Annotated in this window: 17 protein-coding genes, 1 pseudogene and 1 riboswitch; of the genes and pseudogenes, 9 read left to right on the top strand and 9 right to left on the bottom strand. The window is 71.9% G+C overall.

Going from position 1 to position 19,680, the window contains the following annotated elements:
- Nucleotides 1-159 precede the first annotated feature (159 nt).
- Nucleotides 160-1,353 carry a signal recognition particle-docking protein FtsY gene (gene ftsY, locus AC4D2O_RS13465; protein WP_490907867.1) on the bottom strand — a complete coding sequence of 398 codons (1,194 nt, stop codon included), beginning with the start codon at nt 1,351-1,353 and terminating at the stop codon, nt 160-162.
- Between the two features lie 64 nt (nt 1,354-1,417).
- Here ftsY and AC4D2O_RS13460 point away from each other — a divergent pair, with 64 nt between their 5' ends.
- Entirely contained in the window at nt 1,418-2,686 is a 1,269-nt protein-coding gene (locus AC4D2O_RS13460) for an MFS transporter (RefSeq protein ID WP_490907866.1), read from the top strand.
- A gap of 7 nt (nt 2,687-2,693) precedes the next feature.
- On the opposite strand, the gene smc is transcribed toward AC4D2O_RS13460, so the two are convergent.
- Nucleotides 2,694-6,293: a chromosome segregation protein SMC gene (gene smc / locus AC4D2O_RS13455; protein ID WP_490907865.1), complete on the bottom strand. Its 3,600-nt coding sequence runs from the start codon at nt 6,291-6,293 to the stop codon at nt 2,694-2,696.
- Nucleotides 6,294-6,567: 274 nt separating this feature from the next.
- On the opposite strand from smc, the gene AC4D2O_RS13450 reads away from it, so the two are divergent.
- The 3 genes from AC4D2O_RS13450 to AC4D2O_RS13440 are packed head-to-tail and all read left to right on the top strand — an operon-like array spanning nt 6,568 to nt 11,233.
- Entirely contained in the window at nt 6,568-7,593 is a 1,026-nt protein-coding gene (locus tag AC4D2O_RS13450) for a 3-oxoacyl-ACP synthase III (protein ID WP_334210248.1), read from the top strand.
- Entirely contained in the window at nt 7,587-10,268 is a 2,682-nt protein-coding gene (locus AC4D2O_RS13445; protein WP_490907864.1) for an alpha/beta fold hydrolase, read from the top strand. The genes AC4D2O_RS13450 and AC4D2O_RS13445 overlap by 7 nt, the downstream gene beginning before the upstream one ends.
- On the top strand, nt 10,265-11,233 hold the full coding sequence (locus AC4D2O_RS13440) for an NAD-dependent epimerase/dehydratase family protein (RefSeq protein ID WP_490907863.1): 969 nt from the start codon (nt 10,265-10,267) through the stop codon (nt 11,231-11,233). The genes AC4D2O_RS13445 and AC4D2O_RS13440 overlap by 4 nt, the downstream gene beginning before the upstream one ends.
- A gap of 19 nt (nt 11,234-11,252) precedes the next feature.
- Here the strand turns inward: AC4D2O_RS13440 and AC4D2O_RS13435 are convergent, their stop codons facing one another.
- The 6 genes from AC4D2O_RS13435 to AC4D2O_RS13410 form a co-directional block, all read right to left on the bottom strand.
- On the bottom strand, nt 11,253-11,672 hold the full coding sequence (locus tag AC4D2O_RS13435) for a VOC family protein (protein ID WP_490907862.1): 420 nt from the start codon (nt 11,670-11,672) through the stop codon (nt 11,253-11,255).
- Nucleotides 11,673-11,807: 135 nt separating this feature from the next.
- On the bottom strand, nt 11,808-12,665 hold the full coding sequence (locus tag AC4D2O_RS13430; protein WP_490907861.1) for a C40 family peptidase: 858 nt from the start codon (nt 12,663-12,665) through the stop codon (nt 11,808-11,810).
- A gap of 2 nt (nt 12,666-12,667) precedes the next feature.
- A riboswitch (cyclic di-AMP (ydaO/yuaA leader) is annotated at nt 12,668-12,844 on the bottom strand.
- A 138-nt stretch (nt 12,845-12,982) separates the two neighbouring features.
- Nucleotides 12,983-13,945, bottom strand: coding sequence for a bifunctional DNA-formamidopyrimidine glycosylase/DNA-(apurinic or apyrimidinic site) lyase (gene mutM / locus AC4D2O_RS13425; RefSeq protein ID WP_490907860.1), 963 nt, complete (start codon nt 13,943-13,945; stop codon nt 12,983-12,985).
- Entirely contained in the window at nt 13,946-14,677 is a 732-nt protein-coding gene (gene rnc, locus AC4D2O_RS13420; RefSeq protein ID WP_490907859.1) for a ribonuclease III, read from the bottom strand.
- Nucleotides 14,678-14,745: 68 nt separating this feature from the next.
- Nucleotides 14,746-14,949 carry a 50S ribosomal protein L32 gene (rpmF, locus tag AC4D2O_RS13415; protein WP_043445822.1) on the bottom strand — a complete coding sequence of 68 codons (204 nt, stop codon included), beginning with the start codon at nt 14,947-14,949 and terminating at the stop codon, nt 14,746-14,748.
- Between the two features lie 2 nt (nt 14,950-14,951).
- Nucleotides 14,952-15,518 carry a YceD family protein gene (locus AC4D2O_RS13410; protein ID WP_490908145.1) on the bottom strand — a complete coding sequence of 189 codons (567 nt, stop codon included), beginning with the start codon at nt 15,516-15,518 and terminating at the stop codon, nt 14,952-14,954.
- Nucleotides 15,519-15,631: 113 nt separating this feature from the next.
- Here AC4D2O_RS13410 and AC4D2O_RS13405 point away from each other — a divergent pair, with 113 nt between their 5' ends.
- Entirely contained in the window at nt 15,632-16,237 is a 606-nt protein-coding gene (locus AC4D2O_RS13405) for a YdcF family protein (protein ID WP_490907858.1), read from the top strand.
- Nucleotides 16,238-16,254: 17 nt separating this feature from the next.
- Here AC4D2O_RS13405 and coaD read toward each other — a convergent pair whose 3' ends face one another.
- A complete protein-coding gene (gene coaD / locus AC4D2O_RS13400; protein WP_490907857.1) occupies nt 16,255-16,728 on the bottom strand; it encodes a pantetheine-phosphate adenylyltransferase in 474 nt (157 codons plus the stop codon).
- 40 nt (nt 16,729-16,768) lie between these two features.
- Here coaD and AC4D2O_RS13395 point away from each other — a divergent pair, with 40 nt between their 5' ends.
- The 4 genes and pseudogenes from AC4D2O_RS13395 to AC4D2O_RS13380 form a co-directional block, all read left to right on the top strand.
- Nucleotides 16,769-17,998, top strand: coding sequence for an aminotransferase class I/II-fold pyridoxal phosphate-dependent enzyme (locus AC4D2O_RS13395; RefSeq protein ID WP_490907856.1), 1,230 nt, complete (start codon nt 16,769-16,771; stop codon nt 17,996-17,998).
- Entirely contained in the window at nt 17,995-18,843 is an 849-nt protein-coding gene (locus AC4D2O_RS13390) for a spermidine synthase (RefSeq protein ID WP_490907855.1), read from the top strand. The genes AC4D2O_RS13395 and AC4D2O_RS13390 overlap by 4 nt, the downstream gene beginning before the upstream one ends.
- A gap of 154 nt (nt 18,844-18,997) precedes the next feature.
- Complete coding sequence (locus AC4D2O_RS13385) at nt 18,998-19,420, top strand: hypothetical protein (RefSeq protein ID WP_490907854.1); 423 nt, start codon at nt 18,998-19,000, stop codon at nt 19,418-19,420.
- A 163-nt stretch (nt 19,421-19,583) separates the two neighbouring features.
- Nucleotides 19,584-19,680, top strand: a pseudogene (locus AC4D2O_RS13380) (cbb3-type cytochrome c oxidase subunit I); the annotation flags it as partial.

Below are 19,680 nucleotides of genomic sequence, written 5' to 3'. Positions count from 1 at the left end.
CAGAATGCGTTGCGCGTGTTTCCGGCTGCTGGGTGTCGTGTTGCGCGCAGGTTACGGAGATCGGGTCCGGGTAAAAGACGCGTGACACTTGTGTTTCGGACAGGTTTCGCGTCGGCCGGCGACGCCGTCGCAGCTCTCGGCGGGCCCCTCGGCAGGCCCCTAGGCGAGCAGTGCGTCGACGAAGCCCTCGGCGTCGAACGGGGCGAGGTCGTCCGCGCCCTCACCGAGACCGATCAGCTTGACCGGGACGCCGAGACTGCGCTGGATGGCCACCACGATGCCGCCCTTCGCCGTCCCGTCGAGCTTGGTCAGGACGATGCCGGTGATGTTCACGACCTCGGCGAACACGCGGGCCTGGCTGAGGCCGTTCTGCCCCGTCGTCGCGTCGAGGACCAGGAGTACCTCGTCGACGGTGCCCTGCTTCTCGACGACGCGCTTGACCTTGCCGAGCTCGTCCATGAGGCCCACCTTGTTCTGCAGGCGCCCGGCGGTGTCGATCAGGACGACGTCGACCTCCTGTTCGATGCCGGCCTTTACGGCCTCGAACGCGACCGACGCGGGGTCGGCGCCGTCGACGTCGGACTTGACGGTCGGTACGCCCACGCGCGCTCCCCAGGTGGCGAGCTGCTCGGCGGCGGCGGCGCGGAAGGTGTCCGCTGCCCCGAGGATGACGTCCTTGTCATCGGCGACGAGCACCCGGGCCAGCTTGCCGACCGTGGTGGTCTTGCCGACGCCGTTGACGCCGACGACCATCACGATGGCGGGCCGGTCGGCGTGGCGCAGCGTCGCGAGGGAGCGGTCCATCGACGGGTCGACCAGTTTGATGAGCTCCTCCCGGAGCATGTCCTTGACCTCCGCGGCATCGCGGCTGCCGGCCACCTTGACACGCTCGCGCAGGGCGTCGACGAGCTCCATGGTCGGCTCGGTGCCGAGGTCCGCCAGGAGGAGGGTCTCCTCGACCTCGTCCCAGACGTCCTCGTCGATCGTGTCGCGCGACAGCAGCGCGAGGAGCCCCTTGCCGAGGGCGTTGTTGGACCGCACGAGGCGGGCGCGCAGGCGGGCGAGCCTGCCCTGCACGGGGTCGACCGTGTCGAACTGCGGCCGGGCCGGCGCCTCGTCGAGACCGCTGAGGTCGTCGGGAACGAGCACATCGGTGGTCACGCCGTCCGGGCGGTCGAGGACATCGGTGGACGTCGAACCGTGGGCGCCGCCGGCCTCCAGGTCATCGGGATCGCGCGGTGACGGGTAGAGCCCCGGGGGCGTGCGGCGGCCGCGGACGAGGAGGGTCGCGACCGACCCGATCACGACGATCGCGAGGATGACGAAGATGACAGGCAGGAGGAGTTCGTTCACCGATCCACCTTCTCATACGGGCCGATTGAGCATCCCGGCGCGCGGGTGACAGAATTCAGGGATCATGGCCGGATTCCCTCGCGCGCGCGCCCCTTTCCCGCAACGACCCGGGCAGGCGGACCGCGAGCGTATCCCCCGCGAGATCAGGGTGCTCATCGCGGCGGCGTTCGTCATCGCCATCGGGTTCGGCCTCGTGGCCCCGATCCTCCCTCAGTTCGCCCGGAGCTTCGACGTGGGGGTCACGGCGGCCTCGGTGATCGTCAGCGCGTTCGCCTTCACCCGGCTGGTGTTCGCGCCGGCGGGCGGGTGGCTCGTGGAGCGGCTCGGCGAGCGTCCCGTGTACATCGTCGGCCTGCTCATCGTCGCCCTGTCCACCGCGGCCTGCGCCTTCGCGGGCGACTACTGGCAGCTCCTCGTCTTCCGCGGCCTCGGCGGCATCGGGTCGACCATGTTCACCGTGTCGGCGATGGGCCTGATCGTCCGGCTCGCGCCGCCGTCCATCCGGGGTCGTGTCTCGGGCGCCTACGCGACCGCCTTCCTGCTCGGGAGCATCGGCGGTCCCATCCTCGGCGGGCTGCTCGCCGGGTTCGGGCTGCGCGTGCCGTTCCTCGTCTACGCGGGGGCTCTCCTCGTCGCCTCGGCCGTGGTCTTCTTCCAGCTCAAGGGCACCTCGCTCGCGGACCGCCAGGCGGCCCGGGACATCGCCCCCCTGACCGTCCGCGACGCCGTCAGGGACTCCGCCTACCGCGCGGCCCTCGTGTCCAGCTTCGCCAACGGGTGGTCCTCGTTCGGCATCCGCATGGCCCTCGTGCCGCTGTTCGCCGCCGCGGTGCTGGGCGCCGGGCCGCAGATCGCCGGCATCTCCCTCGCGTTCTTCGCCGCGGGCACGGCGCTCGCCCTGACCGTCTCCGGGCGCCTCGCCGACACCGTCGGCCGGAAGCCCCTCGTGGTCACCGGGCTGCTGGTCAACGGCGCCGCCATGGCGGCGCTCGGGTACTCGGGGAACGTCGTCGTGTTCCTCGCCGTGTGCGTGCTGGGCGGCGTGGGGACGGGCCTGCTGAACCCGGCGCAGCAGGCCGCCGTCGCGGACGTCATCGGCAACGACCGCAGCGGCGGGAAGGTGCTCGCGGGCTTCCAGATGAGCTCCGACCTGGGCGCGATCTTCGGCCCCATCGTGGCGGGCATCATCATCGACCGGCTCTTCGTCGGCTCCTACGACCTCGCCTTCGTGGTGACCGGCGGCCTCGCCGTCGTCGCCGCGGCGGTCTGGCTCACCGCGCGGGAGACGCTCCCCGCGGCGGCGCGCCCGGCCCCGGGCGGTCCGGCCAGCTGAGCGCCGGTTACACCGCCGCGTCCAGGCGCTGGCTGATCACGGTGGACACGCCGTCGCCGCGCATCGTGACGCCGTAGAGCGCGTCCGCCACCGCCATGGTGCGCTTCTGGTGGGTGATGATGATCAGCTGGCTGGATTCCCGCAGCTCCCGGAAGATCGTGAGGAGGCGGCCCAGGTTGGTGTCGTCGAGGGCCGCCTCCACCTCGTCCATGACGTAGAACGGGGAGGGCCGGGCCTTGAAGATCGCGACGAGGAGTGCCACGGCCGTCAGGGAGCGCTCCCCGCCCGAGAGGAGGGACAGCCGCTTGATCTTCTTGCCCGCGGGCCGGGCCTCGACCTCGATCCCCGTGGTGAGCATGTCCGAGGGGTCCGTGAGGACCAGCCGGCCCTCACCGCCCGGGAACAGCGTCGCGAAGACGCGCTCGAACTGCTCGGCGGTGTCGCGGAAGGCCGCCGTGAATACCTGCTCCACACGCTCGTCGACATCCCGGATGATGTCCAGGAGGTCCTTCCGGGTGGCCTTGAGGTCGGCCAGCTGCTCGCTGAGGAACTGGTGCCGTTCCTCGAGCGCGGCGAACTCCTCGAGCGCCAGCGGGTTCACCTTCCCGAGGGCCGCCAGGTCGCGTTCGGCGCGCCTGAGCCTCTTCTCCTGCTGCTCGCGCACGAACGGCACGCCCACCGGCACGGGGTTGCCGTCGTCGTCGACCGGTGCCCGCAGGGCGGCCCACTTGTCCTCCGGCAGCGCGTCGGCAGGTACGGGCAGGTGCGGACCGAACTCGTCGATGAGGTGGTCCGGGGTCAGTCCCAGCTCCTCGATGGCCCGGTCCTCGAGAGCCTCGATCCTGAGCCTCTGCTGCGTGCGGGCGATCTCGTCTCGGTGCACGGAATCGGTCAGCCGCGCGAGGTCGACGGCGAGGTCCGCGGTGGCCCTGCGCACCTGCCGGAGTTCGGCGTCCTGCTGGTCGCGCAGGCGCTCGGCGGCGTCGCGGTGGTCCGCGGCCGCGGTGACGGAGGCGGCGGCGGCGCGCTCGGCGCGGCGCGCGGCCGTGGCGACGGCAGCGGCCTTGCGGGCCTGCGCAGCGCGGATCCTCGCCTTCTCGGCGGCCTGCTCCCGCGCGCGGCGCTCGGACTGGGCGGCGCGTTCGAGCGATGCGGCGCGGTTGGCGAGCGCGGAGAGCTGCTCCTCCCGGCCACGGAGTGCCAGGCGGGCGTCGAGTTCGGCCTGCCGGGCGTCGACGGCGGCGCGCTGCAGGGCGTCGCGCTGCTCGGTGGAGGGCTCTGCCTCCACGGGCTGCTCCTGCAGGTCCTGCAGGCGCCGGGCGGCCTCCTGCAGTTTCGCCTCCTCCTGGACGAGGTTCGCCTCGGCGGCGCACACCAGGGAAGCGAGGCGTTCCGCCTCGCCGGCCGCCGAGCGGAGGGTCGCGTTCAGCTGGCCGAGCTTCTCGGCACCGGCCGCCATCCGGGCGTCGGATTCGTGGAGGCGTTCCAGGGCCGCGTCCACGCCCTGCTGGGCGGACTGCCGGCGTGCGGTGACGGCGGACAGCCGGAACCGCAGGCGCTCGGTCGCGGCGGCGGCCTCCGCGAGGTCCGCCTCCGTCCGATCGGCCGCTGCCCGCACCTCGAGGTAACCGGCGGCCCCTGGTGTCCCGCCGCGCGCGGTGTGCCGGGACAGCAGGTCGCCGTCACGCGTGACGGCCACGGAAGCCGTCCCGTCCTCCACCAGGCGGGCGGCCCGGGCGAGGTCCTCGACGACGACGACGCCGGCCAGGAGGTCGTCGACAGCGGGCCGGACAGCGGCCGGTACGGTCACGACGTCCAGGGCCTGCACCGGCGCGTCGTGCGCCGGGGATGCCGGGGAAGTCGGGGGCCTGTCGTGCCCCGGCACGCCGGGTGCGACGACGAGCGACACCTGCCCGGCGTCGTCGTGCTTGAGGAATTCCAGGGCGCGGACGGCTGCCGGGACGCTGTCGACGGTGACGGCGTCCGCGGCGTGGGCGAGTGCTGCGGCGACGGCCTTCTCGAAGCCCGGCACCACGTGGAGGAGCTGCGCGAGCGGCGAGCCCACGCCGTCGAGTGCTGCGGCGAGGAGTGCCGCCGAGCCGTCGCGCTGCTGCAGGCCCTCGCGCTGCGCCTCGAGCCGGGCCGCGAGGGCGCCGCGCGCGCGGTCGGCCGCACGCTCCTCCTCGACGAGGGCCTCCCGCTCCTCGGTGGCGGCCGCCAGGACGGCGGCGGCTTCCTCGTACTCCGCGTCGAGGCCCTCCTCCCCCTGCTCGGCGCCGGCCACCTGGGTCTCGAGGGCCGCGAAATCGCGTTCGGCGGTCCGGCGCCGTTCCTCGGCGGCGGTGATGGATGCCCGGAGGCGGCCGAGTTCGGCGACGGCGGACTCGACGCGTGAGCGCGCCGCGCCCACGGTTCCCGCGAGCCGCGCGTCGCCCTCGCGCCGGTCCGCCGCGGCCCGGAGGAGCCGCGCGAGCCGCGCGTCCTCGGCGGAGGAGGCCTCCTCGGCCGCCCGGCGCGCAGCGAGGGTGTGCTCGAGGGCGCGCGTGAGCGATGCGACCTCCTCCTGCAGGACCCCCACCTCGGTGCGGAGGCGCTCGGCCTGCCGGTCCAGGTGGTCGGGGTCGCGGCCCTGGTCCGGTTCGGTGCCGCCCTGCCCGAGGAGGGAGCCCCGGTCCTCGGCGCGGGCGGCGAGTGCCGCGAGCTTCTCCCGGACGCTCGAGAGCGCGTACCACGTCTCCCGGGCTCGGTTGAGCGCCGGGACGGACGCGGCGGCGGCCTGCTCGAGGTGCGCCTGGCGTTCCTGGGCGGCGCCGAGCTCCGCCTCGACCTCCTCGCGGCGCGCCTGCAGCGCCGCCTCGGCCGCGGTGTCGCGTGCAAGACCCGCTCGCAGCGTGACGAGGTCGTCGGCGAGCAGGCGCGATCGCGCGTCCCGGACGGCGAACTGCACCTGCTGGGCCCTGCGGGCCACCTCGGCCTGCTTCCCGAGGGGTGTCAGCTGCCGCCGCAGCTCCGCTGTGAGATCGGACAACCGCGCGAGGTTCGCCTGCATGGCATCGAGCTTCCGGACGGTCTTCTCGCGGCGGCGGCGGTGCTTCAGGATCCCGGCGGCCTCCTCGATGAAGCCGCGCCGGTCCTCGGGTGTGGCGTGCAGCACCTTGTCGAGCTGACCCTGGCCGACGATCACGTGCATCTCCCGGCCCAGCCCGGAGTCGGAGAGCAGTTCCTGGATGTCGAGCAGCCGGCAGCTCCTGCCGTTGATCGCGTACTCCGAGCCGCCCGCCCTGAAGAGCGTGCGGCTGATGGTGACCTCGGTGTACTCGATGGGGAGGGCGCCGTCGCTGTTGTCGATGGTGAGCGACACCTGCGCCCTGCCCAGCGGGGCCCGGCCGGCCGCGCCGGACGTGCCCGCGAAGATGACGTCCTCCATCTTGCCGCCGCGCAGCGTCTTGGCGCCCTGCTCCCCCATCACCCAGGCGAGCGCGTCCACCACGTTCGACTTGCCGGAGCCGTTGGGCCCCACGACGGCGGTGACGCCGGGTTCGAAGTCGAAGGTGGTCGCCGAGGCGAAAGACTTGAACCCTCGCACGGTTAGACTCTTCAGATGCACGGTGTCAGGATCTCCAGGTGGTGTAGGACCTCCCCAATCTACTGGAATCCACCGACGATGCCGGGAACCGGGCACGGAGCGGGGACCGCACGGAGCCGGTGGGAGGCGGCGTATCGGGAGACTCGGCCGCACGCCCGGCCGAATTCCACGTGACCCGCCACCGCATTGCGAAGTAGGCTTACAAAAGTTTCAGCAGTATTCAGAGCGTCCAGGCCGATCCATCCGTGGGTCCTTCACGGCCACGCACCGGCGCTGACAAGACGAGGCAGGAAATTTGACCGGTAACGCGACGTTCCGACATGACAACACGGCCTTGCTCGCCGTCACGAGTGTGGAGGCGCCGGTAGTCGTCAGTTCCGCAGAGTTCGACGAGCGGCTCGCCCCCAGCCTCAAGAGGCTCCGCCTCTCCAAGCGGCTCCTCGAACGCGTGGCGGGCGTCACGGAGCGGCGCTGGTGGTCACCGGGGTCCGACTTCGACGACGCCGCCATCGAGGCCGGCGCGAAGGCGATGGCGGAGGCCGGCATCGAACCGGGCGACGTGGGCCTGCTCATCAACACCTCGGTGACCCGGCGGAACCTCGAACCGTCCGTGGCCGTGAAGATCCACCACTCGCTGGGGCTACCGTCCTCGGCCATGAACTTCGACCTCGCGAACGCGTGCCTCGGCTTCGTCAACGGCATGACCCTCGCGGCGAACATGATCGATTCGGGGCAGATCAAATACGCCCTGATCGTGGCGGGCGAGGACGCCCAGCGGACGCAGGAGGCGACGTTCCGCCGCCTCAACCGCGAGGATTCGACGCGCGCCGACTTCCTGGCCGAGTTCGCGACCCTCACCCTCGGGTCCGGCGCCGCGGCCGCCGTCATCGGCCCGGCCGACCTGCATCCGGGCTCGCACCGCATCCTGGGCGGCGTGTCCCGCGCCGGGACACAGCATCACGAGCTGTGCGTGGGCGGGATCGACGGCATGTACACCGACACCAAGGGCCTGCTCGACGGCGGCCTGGAGCTCGTGGTCACCGCATGGCACGAGGCGCAGGCGGACGGCTGGGCGTGGGATTCTATGGACCGATATGTCACCCACCAGGTCTCCAACTCGTACACCAACGCCATCATCAAGGCCGTGGACCTCGAGCGCGAGCGCGTGCCCATCACCTTCCCGCACTGGGGCAACGTGGGGCCGGCGTCGCTGCCGATGACCCTCGCGCAGGAGTCGCAGTCGCTGGCCCCCGGAGACCGCGTGCTGTGCCTCGGCGTCGGCTCGGGCCTGAACACCTCGATGATGGAGCTTGCATGGTAGCACTCCCCGGCGTCGATCCCTCGTGGTCGGCGCGCATCGACGTGCCCTCGACCAGCGGCGCGGACGCCCCGGGTACGACGCACCGGTGGCACTACCTCGACAACGGCGCGGAGCTCGCAGGGCCCGTGCAGGGCACGCTGCTGTGTGTGCACGGCAACCCCACCTGGTCCTACCTGTGGCGTAGCTACCTCGCAGCAGGACGCGACGCCGGCTGGCGCGTGATCGCCGTCGACCAGCTCGACATGGGCTACTCGGACCGGACCGGCGTGTTCCGCAGACTCGCCCACCGCATCACGGATCTCGAGGACTTCGTCGCCGCCATCGGCCTCACCGGGCCTGTGGTCACGGTCGGCCACGACTGGGGCGGCGTCGTCAGCCTCGGCTACGCCGACCGCAACCGGGACTCCCTGGCCGGTGTCGTCCTCACCAACACGGCGGTCCACCAGGACGGGGACCGCCCGATCCCCGCGCCCCTGCGCCTCGCCCTGGCACCCGGCGTCCACCGGCTCGGTACGCGGACGAGCACCGCCTTCCTCGACGTCACGCTCGGCCTCGCGCGGCCCGCGCTCGACCGCGAGGTCCGCCGCGCCTTCCGCGCCCCCTACCGGTCCGCGACGGACCGCCAGGGCATCGCGAACTTCGTCTCGGACATCCCCGCCGATTCCTCGCACCCGAGCTACCCGGCGCTCACCGCGACGGCGGAGGGCATCCGCAGCCTCGACGTCCCCGTCCTGATGATGTGGGGCCCGCACGACCCGATCTTCTCGGACACCTACCTCGAGGACCTCGCCGGGCGGCTGCCCCACGCGGACGTCCACCGCTTCGAACACGCGGGCCACCTCGTGCAGGAGGACGCCGACACGGCGTCGACCGCCGTGGAGTGGCTCGCGGCCCGCTCCGTCGGCGCCGGCACCGTCGGGACAGCCGCAGGAGCAGCCACCGGACCAGCCGCCCCGGCCAGCGCCACCGCAGCCACCGCCGCAGCCACCGCCGCGGATCCCGCCCGCTCCCGCGACGCCGTCCCCTACGTTCCGCTCGGCCGGCGCCTCGCCGACCTGGCGGGCAGCACCGAGGGCTCGACGACGGCGGTCGCCGAGATGACGGCCACGGGTGCCCCGCGCATGCTGTCCTGGCGCCAGCTCGACGACGACGTCGCCGCCGTCGCCGCGGGACTCACCGCGCTCGGGTACGGCCCCGGCACCCGGGTCAGTCTCCTGGTACCGCCCGGCGTGGACCTCACCGTCCTGATCTACGCATGCCTGCGGATCGGCGCGGTCATCGTCGTCGCGGACGCCGGTCTCGGTGCCCGCGGCCTCAGCAGGGCGGTCAAGGGCGCAGCGCCCGACGTCGTGATCGGCATCGAGCGGGCACTCCTCGCCGCCCGCGCCTTCGGGTGGCCCGGCCGCCGCATCGGCGTGGGACCCCTCCCGGCGGCGAAGCGGAGGGCGCTGCACGTGGAGGCCTCCCTCGGCGACCTCCGCGCCGCCCATCCCGTCCCGGACGTCCCGGCGCCCGATGCCGACGCCGACGCAGCGATCCTGTTCACCTCGGGTTCCACCGGTCCCGCCAAGGGCGTGGTCTACACGCACCGGCAGCTCTCCGCGATGCGTGACGCCGTCGAGCGCACCCTCGGCCTGGGACCGGGAACGGCGCTCGTGGCCGGGTTCGCGCCCTTCGCCCTCCTCGGGCCCGCACTCGGTGCGACGTCCGTGACCCCGGCCATGGACGTGACCGCCCCGCGGACGCTGACGGCCCGGGCGCTGGCCGCCGCCGCCGGCGCCGTCGACGCTACCGTCGTGTTCGCCTCGCCTGCGGCCCTGCGGAACGTCCTGGCGACGTCGTCGGACCTCGACGCCGACGGCCGACGCGCCCTCGGCCGGATCTCCCTCCTGCTGTCGGCCGGTGCGCCGATCCCCGTCCCGCTGCTCGACGCCGTCCAGTCCCTCGTGCCCGCAGCCGCCCTCCACACGCCCTACGGGATGACGGAGTCCCTCCTCGTCGCGGACATCGACCTGGACGGCATCCGGGCCGCCGCGGCGTCTTCTGCGGAGGGCGCAGGGAACGGCGTCTGCGTGGGCTTGCCCGTCCACGGGGCCCGCGTGGCCGTCAGCCCGCTCGACGGCGCCGGCGCGGCGACCGGCGCACCCGCCGCGACGCCCGGTGTCACGGGTGAGATCCTCGTCGACGCCCCGCACGTCCGGGACCGGTACTTCCGGCTGTGGCGGACGCAGCAGGACGCGGCACGGACCGGACCGTGGCACCGCACGGGCGACGTGGGCCACTTCGACGCCGGGGGGCGCCTGTGGGTCGAGGGTCGGCTGGGCCACGTCATCACCTCCGCCGCCGGCGTCCTGACGCCCGTCGGGCTCGAGCAGGCGCTGGAGACACTGGACGGTGTCCGCCTGGCCGCCGTCGTCGGCGTCGGCCCCGCCGGCACGCAGGCCGTCGTCGCGGTCCTCGAGACCGACACGGCGGGACGGCGTCCGCGCCTCGCGGACGCCCCGCTGGCCGCCGCCGCCCGCACGGCGGCGCGTGGGCTCGGCGTCGACCTCGCGGCCGTGATCGCGGTCCCCGCACTGCCCGTCGACGTCCGCCACAACGCGAAGATCGACCGCACCCGGATCGCCGCGTGGAGCGGCCGCTTCCTGTCCGGCGGGCGGGCGGGCTCCCTGTGACGGTCCTCGTGACCGGCGCGAGCGGCATGCTCGGGCGCGCCGTCGCGCAGCACCTGCTCGCCGACGGGCTCGACGTGCGGTGCTTCCAGCGCCGCCCCTCCGGCGTCCCGGGCGCACAGGACTCCCTCGGGTCCATCGAGGACGCGGATGCCGTCACAGCCGCGGTGCGCGGGTGCACGGCGGTGATCCACCTGGCGGCGAAGGTCTCCTTCACGGGCACCGCAGAGGAGTTCGACCGCGTCAACGTCGAGGGCACGAGGCGCCTGCTCGACGCGGCGCAGGACGCCGGCGCGACCGACGTCGTGCAGGTCTCCTCCCCCTCGGTCGCCCACGACGGGTCGTCCCTCGTCGGCGCTCCTGCCGGCCCCGCCGATCCTGCCTCTGCGCGCGGCGACTACGCGAGGACGAAGGCAGCCGCGGAGCTGCTGGCACTCGACCGCTCCGGGCCGGGCTTCCGCGTCGCCGCGGTGCGCCCGCACATCGTGTGGGGTCCGGGCGACACGCAGCTCGTCGAACGCGTCATCGACCGGGCGCGCCGCCGCCGCCTGCCCCTGCTCGACGGCGGCACCGCCCTCATCGACACGACCTACGTGGACAACGCGGCCTCGGGGATCGTCGCCTGCCTGCGACGCATGGACGCCGCCCAGGGTCGGGCCTTCGTGGTCACGAACGGCGAGCCGCGCCCCATCGCGGAGCTCGTGGCCGGCATCTGCCGCGCGGGCGGGGAGGCGCCACCGGCATGGTCGGTACCCGGAGCGCTCGCCCGAGGCGCGGGAGCGGTGATCGAGCGCGCCTGGCGCGCCGCGGGCCGCACCGAGGAGCCCCCCATGACCCGCTTCCTGGCCGAACAGCTCTCGACCGCGCACTGGTTCGACCAGCGGCGCACGCGCGAGGTCCTCGGCTGGGAGCCGGACGTCAGCATCGACGAGGGTTTCGAGCGGCTGGCCCGGCACTACTCGCGCTAGGGGCTCCGGCGCGTCACGCTCAGGCCCTCCGTGCAGCCAGGACCTCGAGGTAGTGCGGATTGTGCATGATGCCGAGCACGTTGCCGAAGGGGTCCACCACGGACGCCGTCGTGAACCCGCCGGTCCCGCGTTCCGTCACCGCCTCGTATTCGGTGGCGCCTAGCCGGAGCAGCCTGTCCAGCGTGCCGGTCAGGTCGTCGACGTGCCAGAACATGACGGCGCCACCCGGCCCGAGGGACGCCCCGGAGGGCCCGTACCTCCGGTCGATGAACCCGAGCTCGTCCTCGTCGTCACCCACCCGGAACTCGAGGTAGGCGGGAGGCTCGGGGGGCGGCGGGAAGGCGTAGTACGGCGCTGTCCCCAGCAGTTCCGTGTACCAGTCGCGGGCGGCGGCGAGATCGTCGGCGTAGAAGGTGACGGTGGCGAATCCTCGAAACATCGGTGCTCCTCCGGGTAGGCGTGACCCGCCGGAATGTACACCCGAAGCCGGGTACGGCAAAGGGCGGGGTGCAAGCACCCCGCCCTTTGCGTGTCGCGACCGGCGTCTGCCGCCGGTCTGCGCCGTCTGTCCGCTCTAGCGGGTGTAGTAACCGTCCACCGACATGACGTTGACCGAGTGCACCTGGGTGCCCTGCGACGGGTTCAGCGCGCTGACCATCTGGCCGTCGCCGAGGTAGATCCCGACGTGGCTGCCACCGTTCTGGCTCACCAGGTCACCCGGCTGGGGGGTGCTGGTGGGCGTCATGGCGGCGAACTGCGCCCACGTGGTGCGGGGCAGGTTGATGCCCTGCTGTGCGTAGGCCCACTGGACGAAGCCTGAGCAGTCCCAGGCGCCGTAGGCGGTGCCGCCGAAGACGTAGCCCGAGCCGACACCCTGCATCGCCGTGCCGACGATCCCGGGGAGCGAGGCCGCCCTCGGCGCGATGGAGGCGGCGGACTGCGTGCTGAGTCCAATGGAGTTGCCCGGGGTCGCCGTGGTGCTCGCGAGCACTGCCTGCGCGGGCGCTGCCTGTGCGGCCACGGACTGTGCGGGCACCGACTGAGCGGAGTACTGCTGCGGGGCGGCGGAACCGCCCAGCGAGATGGACTGCCCGGGGTAGATGACCGAGGCGTAGCCGAGGCCGTTGGCCGCGAACAGCGCATCGAGGCTGACGCCGTGCGAGGAGGCGATGCTGCCGAGCGTGTCGCCGGCCTGCACGGTGTAGGTGCCGGCCGCGGTGGTGCTCGCGGTGGACTGCTGGGTGTCGGTGCTGATCTCACCGGCTGCGCTGGCGGGAAGTGCCGCGCCGAACAGGAGGCCGGACGCGGTGACGACGACCGCGGCGGGCTTGCCGGCGACGGACGCGGTCGCAGTGACGGCGCGTGAGGCCGTGACGAGGGGGTTGGTGCGCGTGGGGACGGCCCGGTGGCGCGCGATATGGCTCTTGGACATGCTGTTGCCTTTCCCAAAGCCTGCGAAGTTAGCTGTCGGGTTCGGATGGGACATCCGGACACGCACCTGCCGACCAACGCCCCCAGGCTGGTCAACGCGTGTCTTTACCCCTAGGACTCGTTGAAGAGTCCGCTACTGGTTCCCCCGCCCCTGTCGAATGGTTTGTGCGAACGGTTCATCCTCATCGACAGGGTTCGGCTGAAAGAGGATGAGTGCCCCGCCGTGGTGGCGCGGGCACGGCTTCAACGGTACGCGAGAGGTCCCGGATTGTCACGTTTGGATCACGAGGGAAAGATCACGTCACTGGCCCGGGGAGGCTACGTCCTCGCGTTGCGTGGTCTCGGCTGGCAGTGCGGGCAGAGGTAGGAGGACCGGTTCATGAAGGACTCCCGGCGGATCAGCGTGTGCCGGCCCTCGTCCGCGCAACGGCGGCACGGCTGGCCGCCGCGCCCGTAGGCCTCGAGATCCCGCGCGAAGTAGCCCGAGGCACCGTTGACATTCACGTAGAGGGCGTCGAAGCTCGTGCCCCCGGCCGCCAGGGCGCGGGTCATCACACCGGTGGCCGCCTCGATGATCCGCCGGGTGTCCGGGCGCCGCAGGGTGTCGGTGGGCCGGGCGTAGTGGAAACGGGCCGCCCACAGGGCCTCGTCGGCGTAGATGTTGCCGATGCCGGAGACGAGCCCCTGATCGAGCAGCGCGCGCTTGAGTCCGGTCCTGCGGGCGCGAAGGCGCCGGTGGAAGGCCTCGGGGTCGAAAGCGGGGTCGAGGAGGTCGCGTGCGATGTGGGCGGCCTGGTGCGGCACGAGGGGCAGGCTGCCCTCCCCCAGCCCTCCCGGGTGACCGTCCCCGGTGGGCTGCAGGTCGGCGACGAACATGCCGCCGAAGATGCGCTGGTCCACGAAACGCAGCTCGGCGGGCAGCGGCACGCCCTCCTCGTCGAGCGCGGCGGAGAGGGTCAGGCGTACCTTGAGATGCTTCTCGCGCGGCGCGGCGGGTTCCTCGATGAGGAGCTGCCCGCTCATGCCGAGGTGCGCCATCAGTGCGACGTGCGGCGGGGTGTCCGCGCCGGCTGCATCTTCCAGAACGAGCCAGAGGAACTTCCCGCGGCGCACCACGTCGGTGACGCGCGCCCCGGTGACGTTGCCGACGAAGTCCTCGACGCCGTCGACGTGCCGCCGGAGCGACCGGGCGTCGACCACGTCCACGTCCTCGATGGTGCGTCCGGTCACCCAGCGGGCGAGGCCACGGCGGACCACCTCGACTTCAGGCAGTTCAGGCACTCAGGAACCGTCGCGCGCGTCGGAGGGTTCCCCGGCCCCGTGCACGGAACCGGCCCCTTCGGTGAGCAGCTTCCACGACGCCGCTGCCGCCGCCTGCTCAGCTTCCTTCTTCGACGGTCCGTGCCCGGAACCGTATCCGACCCCGCCGATCAGCAGGTGCGCCGTGAAGGTGCGGGCGTGGTCGGGGCCCGTGCCCTCGACCTGGTAGTCGATGAGGCCGAGTCGCCGCCCGGCCGCGGTCTCCTGGATGCGGGTCTTCCAGTCGGTGCCCTCGCCGAGGACCGCGGAGTCCCGCAGCAGGGGCCCGATGAGGCGCATGACCATGGCGCGGGCGGTCTCGATCCCGTGGCTGAGGTACGCGGCGCCGATCACGGCCTCCATGGTGTCCGCGAGGATCGACGCCTTGTCCCGCCCGTTCGTCAGCTTCTCGCCCTGCCCGAGCAGCACGTAGCTGCCGAGGTCGAGGGTGCGCGCGACGCCCGCGAGGGCCTTGGTACTCACGACGGCGGACCGCCGCTTGGCGAGCTCACCCTCGGACAGGCCCGGGTTGTCCCGGTACAGGGCATCGGTGACCGAGAGCCCGAGGACCGAGTCGCCGAGGAACTCGAGGCGCTCGTTGGTGGGGATCCCGCCCTTCTCGTAGGCGTAGGACCGGTGGGTCAGGGCAAGACGAAGCGTCTCGGTGTCGATATCGACACCGAGACGCTTCGTGAGCTCTTCTGTATTCTTCACAACCGCATCAACCGGCGCATCGGACGGGTGACCCGCCGGTGCGTGGACGCGGCGGGACGGGTCCCATGTCAGACGTCGGCGACCTTGCGTCCCTTGTACTCCAGGAACAGCGGCGTACCGGCCGAGTCGGTGACAACCTTGGCCTGGTGGGCGAGGCTGTAGGTGACGCGACCGTTCTCGAGGGTCTTGACCAGCTTGGGGGCGGTTGCCTTCCACTGGGACCGGCGTGCACGGGTATTCGCGCGGGACATCTTCCGCTTCGGGACAGCCACGGCTAACTCTCTTCTCTCTCGTCTGACTCTGACTTTGGTGCCGCGTCGTTCTCTGCGGCGGTGCCGGTCAGCCCGGCGAGGGCCGACCAGCGAGGGTCCAATACTTCATGGTGGTGGTCCGGATCGTCATTGAGCCGGGCTCCGCATTCGGAGCACAGACCCTTGCAATCCTCCCGGCACACCGGCTGGAATGGCAGCGACGTGACCACTGCATCCCTCAGCACGGGTTCCAGATCGACCGAATCGTTATCCACCCTGTGCTGTTCCTCGTCCTCCTCCACCGACAGCGACTCGGAGTCGCTGTAGAAGAAGAGTTCCTGGACATCCACGTCCTGCTCGTACCGCAGTGGCTCCAGGCAACGGCCGCACTCGCCGGTTACCTCGACGTTCGCCCTTCCCGACACCAGGATTCCCTCGTGCACCGATTCGAACCGCAGATCGAGTTCCATGTCGGAACCCTCCTGCACGCCGATCAGGGCGACACCGAAATCCTTCGGTGCCGGCACATGTTCTTCGACTGTCCGCATGCTGCCCGGACTGCGTCCGAGATCCTTGACGCTGAACGTCAGGGGCGAACTGAGATCGCTTTTGATGGTGACTCCTGTAGAACATATGACCGACGTATTATCCTACCCTGACGATCCGGGCTGGCCCAAAACGCCACCTCGTCTAGGCTCGGACGGTGACACCTGACTCCGCGCCCGCTTCCTCGTCCTTGACGCGCAGACCGTTCGTCCGGGTCCTGCGTCCGGTAGTGGGAGCGGTGGCGGTGATTCTGGTCCTCTGGCTGCTTCTTGCCTACCGGTTGATCTACGCTCCCCCACTGAGCCCCTTGCCTCCCGCCGGTGAAGCCGACGCGGTCGTGGTTCTCGCTGGAGCGGCGACCGAGCGCCTGGCGCTCGGTCAGGAACTCGTCGCACGCGGACAGGCGGACACCCTCGTCATTTCCTCGACCGGACTGCCGGGCAACGCAGCGGGTGACGACCTGTGCGCCGAGCAGGACCCGCGGACGGTCTGTTTCCGTCCTGATCCGCTCACGACACGGGGCGAAGCCCGCGGGATCGCCGATCTCGCGCGCGAGCGGGGCTGGGACGACATCATCGTGGTGACGTCCACCTATCACGTGACCCGCGCATTCACGAACGTCTCGCAGTGCTCGAAGGCGACTGTGACGATGGCGGCGTCGCGGCCGGACCTCGACGGAGCGGGGTGGGCTGCCCGCTTCGTCGAGGAGAGTGCGGCCTTGGCCGCCTCCGTCGCACGACCGGCGTGCGCGCAGCCCGTGTGAAGCAGTTCTGCCGAGGCTCAGGCCTCCGGCCGCAGGCGGGCGAGGACGGCGTCCGGGACGAACGCGCCGATATCCCCGCCGAGCGTCGCGACCTCCTTCAGCAGCGTCGAGGACACGTGCGCGAAGTCCGTGCCCGTGGGCAGGAAGACCGTCTCGATGTCGGCGAGGTGCCGGTTCATGGTGGCCATGGGACGTTCGTAGTCGAAGTCGAGGCTCGACCGCAGCCCCTTCACGAGCGTCACGGCACCGTGCTCCCGGCAGAACTCGGCGACGAGACCCTCCCCCATGGGCCGCACTGTCACCCCGGGCAGGTGCGCGAGGCTCTCGGTGCAGAACGCCATGCGCTCCTCGATCCCGAACCTGTACTTCTTGGCGTAGTTCGTCGAGACCGCGACGATCACCTCGTCGAAGAGGCGGGCGGCTCGGCTGATGACATCGATGTGCCCGTTGTGGATGGGGTCGAAGGACCCGGGGCAGACGGCGCGGCTCATGCCCCCACGGTACCCACTCGGAAGCGGCAATACTGGTGGTATGACGACACACGCGCGGCTCGCAGCCCCGAACAGCACCCCGCCATGGACGCGGGCGGCACTCGGCGCGAACCTGCTCGGCAGCGACGGCCGGCTCGGCATCACCATCTTCGAGGAGGTGACGGCCCTCGCCCGCAAGCACGCGGCGATCAACCTCGGCCAGGGGTTCCCGGACGAGGACGGGCCGCGCGAGATCCTGGACGCCGCGCGGTCCGCCATCGCGGACGGCGCCAACCAGTACGCGCCCGGGCAGGGGCTGGCCGTCCTGCGGCACGCGATCGCGGCCCACCAGGAGCGCTTTTACGGGCTGACGGTCGATCCGCAGACCGAGGTGATCGTGAGCACGGGGGCCACCGAGGCCATCGCCGCCGCGATCCTCGCGTTCGCCGGGCCCGGCGACGAGGTGCTGACGTTCGAACCCTTCTACGACTCCTACGGCGCGGTGATCGGCCTGTCGGGCGCCACCCACACCACGGCGCCGCTCCGCGCACCCGACTTCCAGCCGGATGTCGCGGCCCTGGAGGCGGCCTTCAGCGAGCGCACGAGGATCGTCGTCGTCAACAATCCGCACAACCCCACAGGCAGCGTGTTCAGCCGCTCCTCCCTCGAGCTCATCGTCAGGCTGGCGGAGCGCCACGGGGCGATCATCGTCACGGACGAGGTGTACGAGCACCTCACCTTCGGCGTGCCGCACCTCCCCGTCGCCACCCTGCCGGGAGCCGCGGAGCGGACCCTCACGATCTCCTCCGCCGGCAAGACCTTCTCCGTGACGGGGTGGAAGGTCGGCTGGCTCAGCGGGCCCGCGGACCTGGTGGCTCAGGTGCGCACCGTCAAGACCTTCCTGACCTACACCTCCGGGACGCCATTCCAGGCCGCCGTCGCCCTGGGCCTCGGACTGCCGGACGCGTTCTTCTCCTCCGCCGCCGCGACCCTCCGGAAGAAGCGGGACCTCCTGGGAGAGGGCCTCCGCGCGGCCGGCTTCGAGGTCTTCGAACCCGAAGGCACGTTCTTCACCATGGTCGACGCGGCTCCCCTCGGCATCGACGACGCGACCGACCTCGCGCGGCGCCTGCCTGAGCTCATCGGCGTCGCTGCGATCCCCGTGGCGATGTTCTGCCACGAGAACGGCGCCGAGCGCACCCGCTCGATGCTGCGCTTCGCGTTCTGCAAGAGGTTCGACGTCATCGAGGAGGGCGCACGGCGCCTCGGCACGCTGCGGGAGCACGTGTGACCGGGACGCCTGACCCGCGGCCCGCCGGTGGGTCCGACGGTGGGCCCGACGGGGCCGACGAGTTCGAGGTCCCGACGCGGTGGCTGCCGGACTCGGGCGCCTATGCGGAGATCGACGAGGACGCCTACATCGAGGGTGCCCTGATCCTCAGCGTCGGGGGCGCCCAGCAGTCCCACGTGGACCTGCTCCACCCCGAGCGGGTCTTCTACGAGTACCTGCAGCGCATCGGCAACGTAGTCGATCTCGTCGGTGTGCCGGGCGAACCCCTGCGGGTCCTGCACCTCGGCGCCGGCGCGCTCACCCTCGTGCGCTACGTCCAGGCCACGCGCCCCGGGTCCGCGCAGATCGCGGTCGACCTGGACGTTGCGCTGATGGACTTCGTGCTCGTTGCCATGCCGCTGCCGGACGGTACCGTGTGCGACATCGTCATCGGGGACGCCGCGGACGCCGTCCTCGAGCAGCCGGACGGCGCGTTCGACGTCGTCGTGCTCGACATCTTCGCCGGGGCCGACGCTCCCGCCCACCTGACCTCGCCGGACTTCGCCGCGCACCTCCTGCGGGTCTGCGCCCGCAACGGAGTGGTGCTGGTGAACGTCGGCGACGATCCTCCGCTCGCCTTCGCGCGCGCGCAGTGCCGGCAGCTCGCAGTCCTGGCCCCCGCGGCCGCCGCTCTCACCGAGGCGGGGATGGTGGACGGCTCACGGGCCGGCAACGTCGTCGTCGCCGCACGCAAGGGCCCCTGGCCGGACGCCTGGACGCGGGCACTCCTCGCAGCAGGTCCCCACCCTGCCGCTGTCCTCGTCGGGCCGGCCCGGGCGGCGTTCGAGCAGATCCCGCCCCCATAGCGGCCCGGCCCGCGGGTCGGCGCCATCTCCCGGACCGGAGTGGTTGCGCTTGTCAAGCAGCATTGCGGCCTCCAGCGGCGCTGGACTCCTCCTAGCCTTGGAAGTGCTTGAGCAGGCGGGCACCGACGATCTTCGTGCTGGGAGACCCCCGACCATGACCGCGAACCACAAGTTGCGTGTGACAGTCCGCCTCGACCTCGATCTGCGGTGGGCGCGCATGGAGATCCGCGGCTGCCTCACGGAGGAGAACTGCCCGGCCCTCGTGGTCGTCGTCGAACGCAGTCGCCGCATCTTGCGGGTGCCGACGATCGTGATCGACGCGGGCAGGGCGCAGCACGTCGAACGCGAAGGGCTGGACGCTCTGAACCTCTCCGGGATCCTCGGACCGGCCGCACCCCCTGCCCCCGGGCCGACCGGCGAGCCCTCGACGTGCTCGCTGGTCGTGCCGGACGTCCTGCCCGACTGCCCCGCCCACGCCCCCGCCCGCACGGCAGGCACCGGATCGCGGCATGACCTGCGCCGTCCCCGCGTCGGCCCCCGCCACCCGACCCCGCCCGGAACGCACCGTGACCGCTGAATACGCAGATTCGACCCTTGCGGCGACGCCCGCAGCCACCTCCGCCACCCGGTCCAGGGGACGGATCGTGGTGGAGTGGCTCACCACCACGGACCACAAGACCATCGGCTACCTGTACATCATCACGTCGTTCGTGTGGTTCTGCCTGAGCGGGGTGGAGGCCCTGATCTGGTTCTTCGGCCACCCCGAGGTGTACATCATCGCGCTGCCGTTCTTCGGCATCGTCTCGGAGATCTTCCCGGTGTTCAGCCGCAAGCCGA

It is taken from the genome of Arthrobacter sp. TJ-238 (assembly GCF_058269215.1).
Note: the sequence above shows the minus strand (reverse complement) of the source record. Positions and strands in the feature narration are given on the sequence as shown.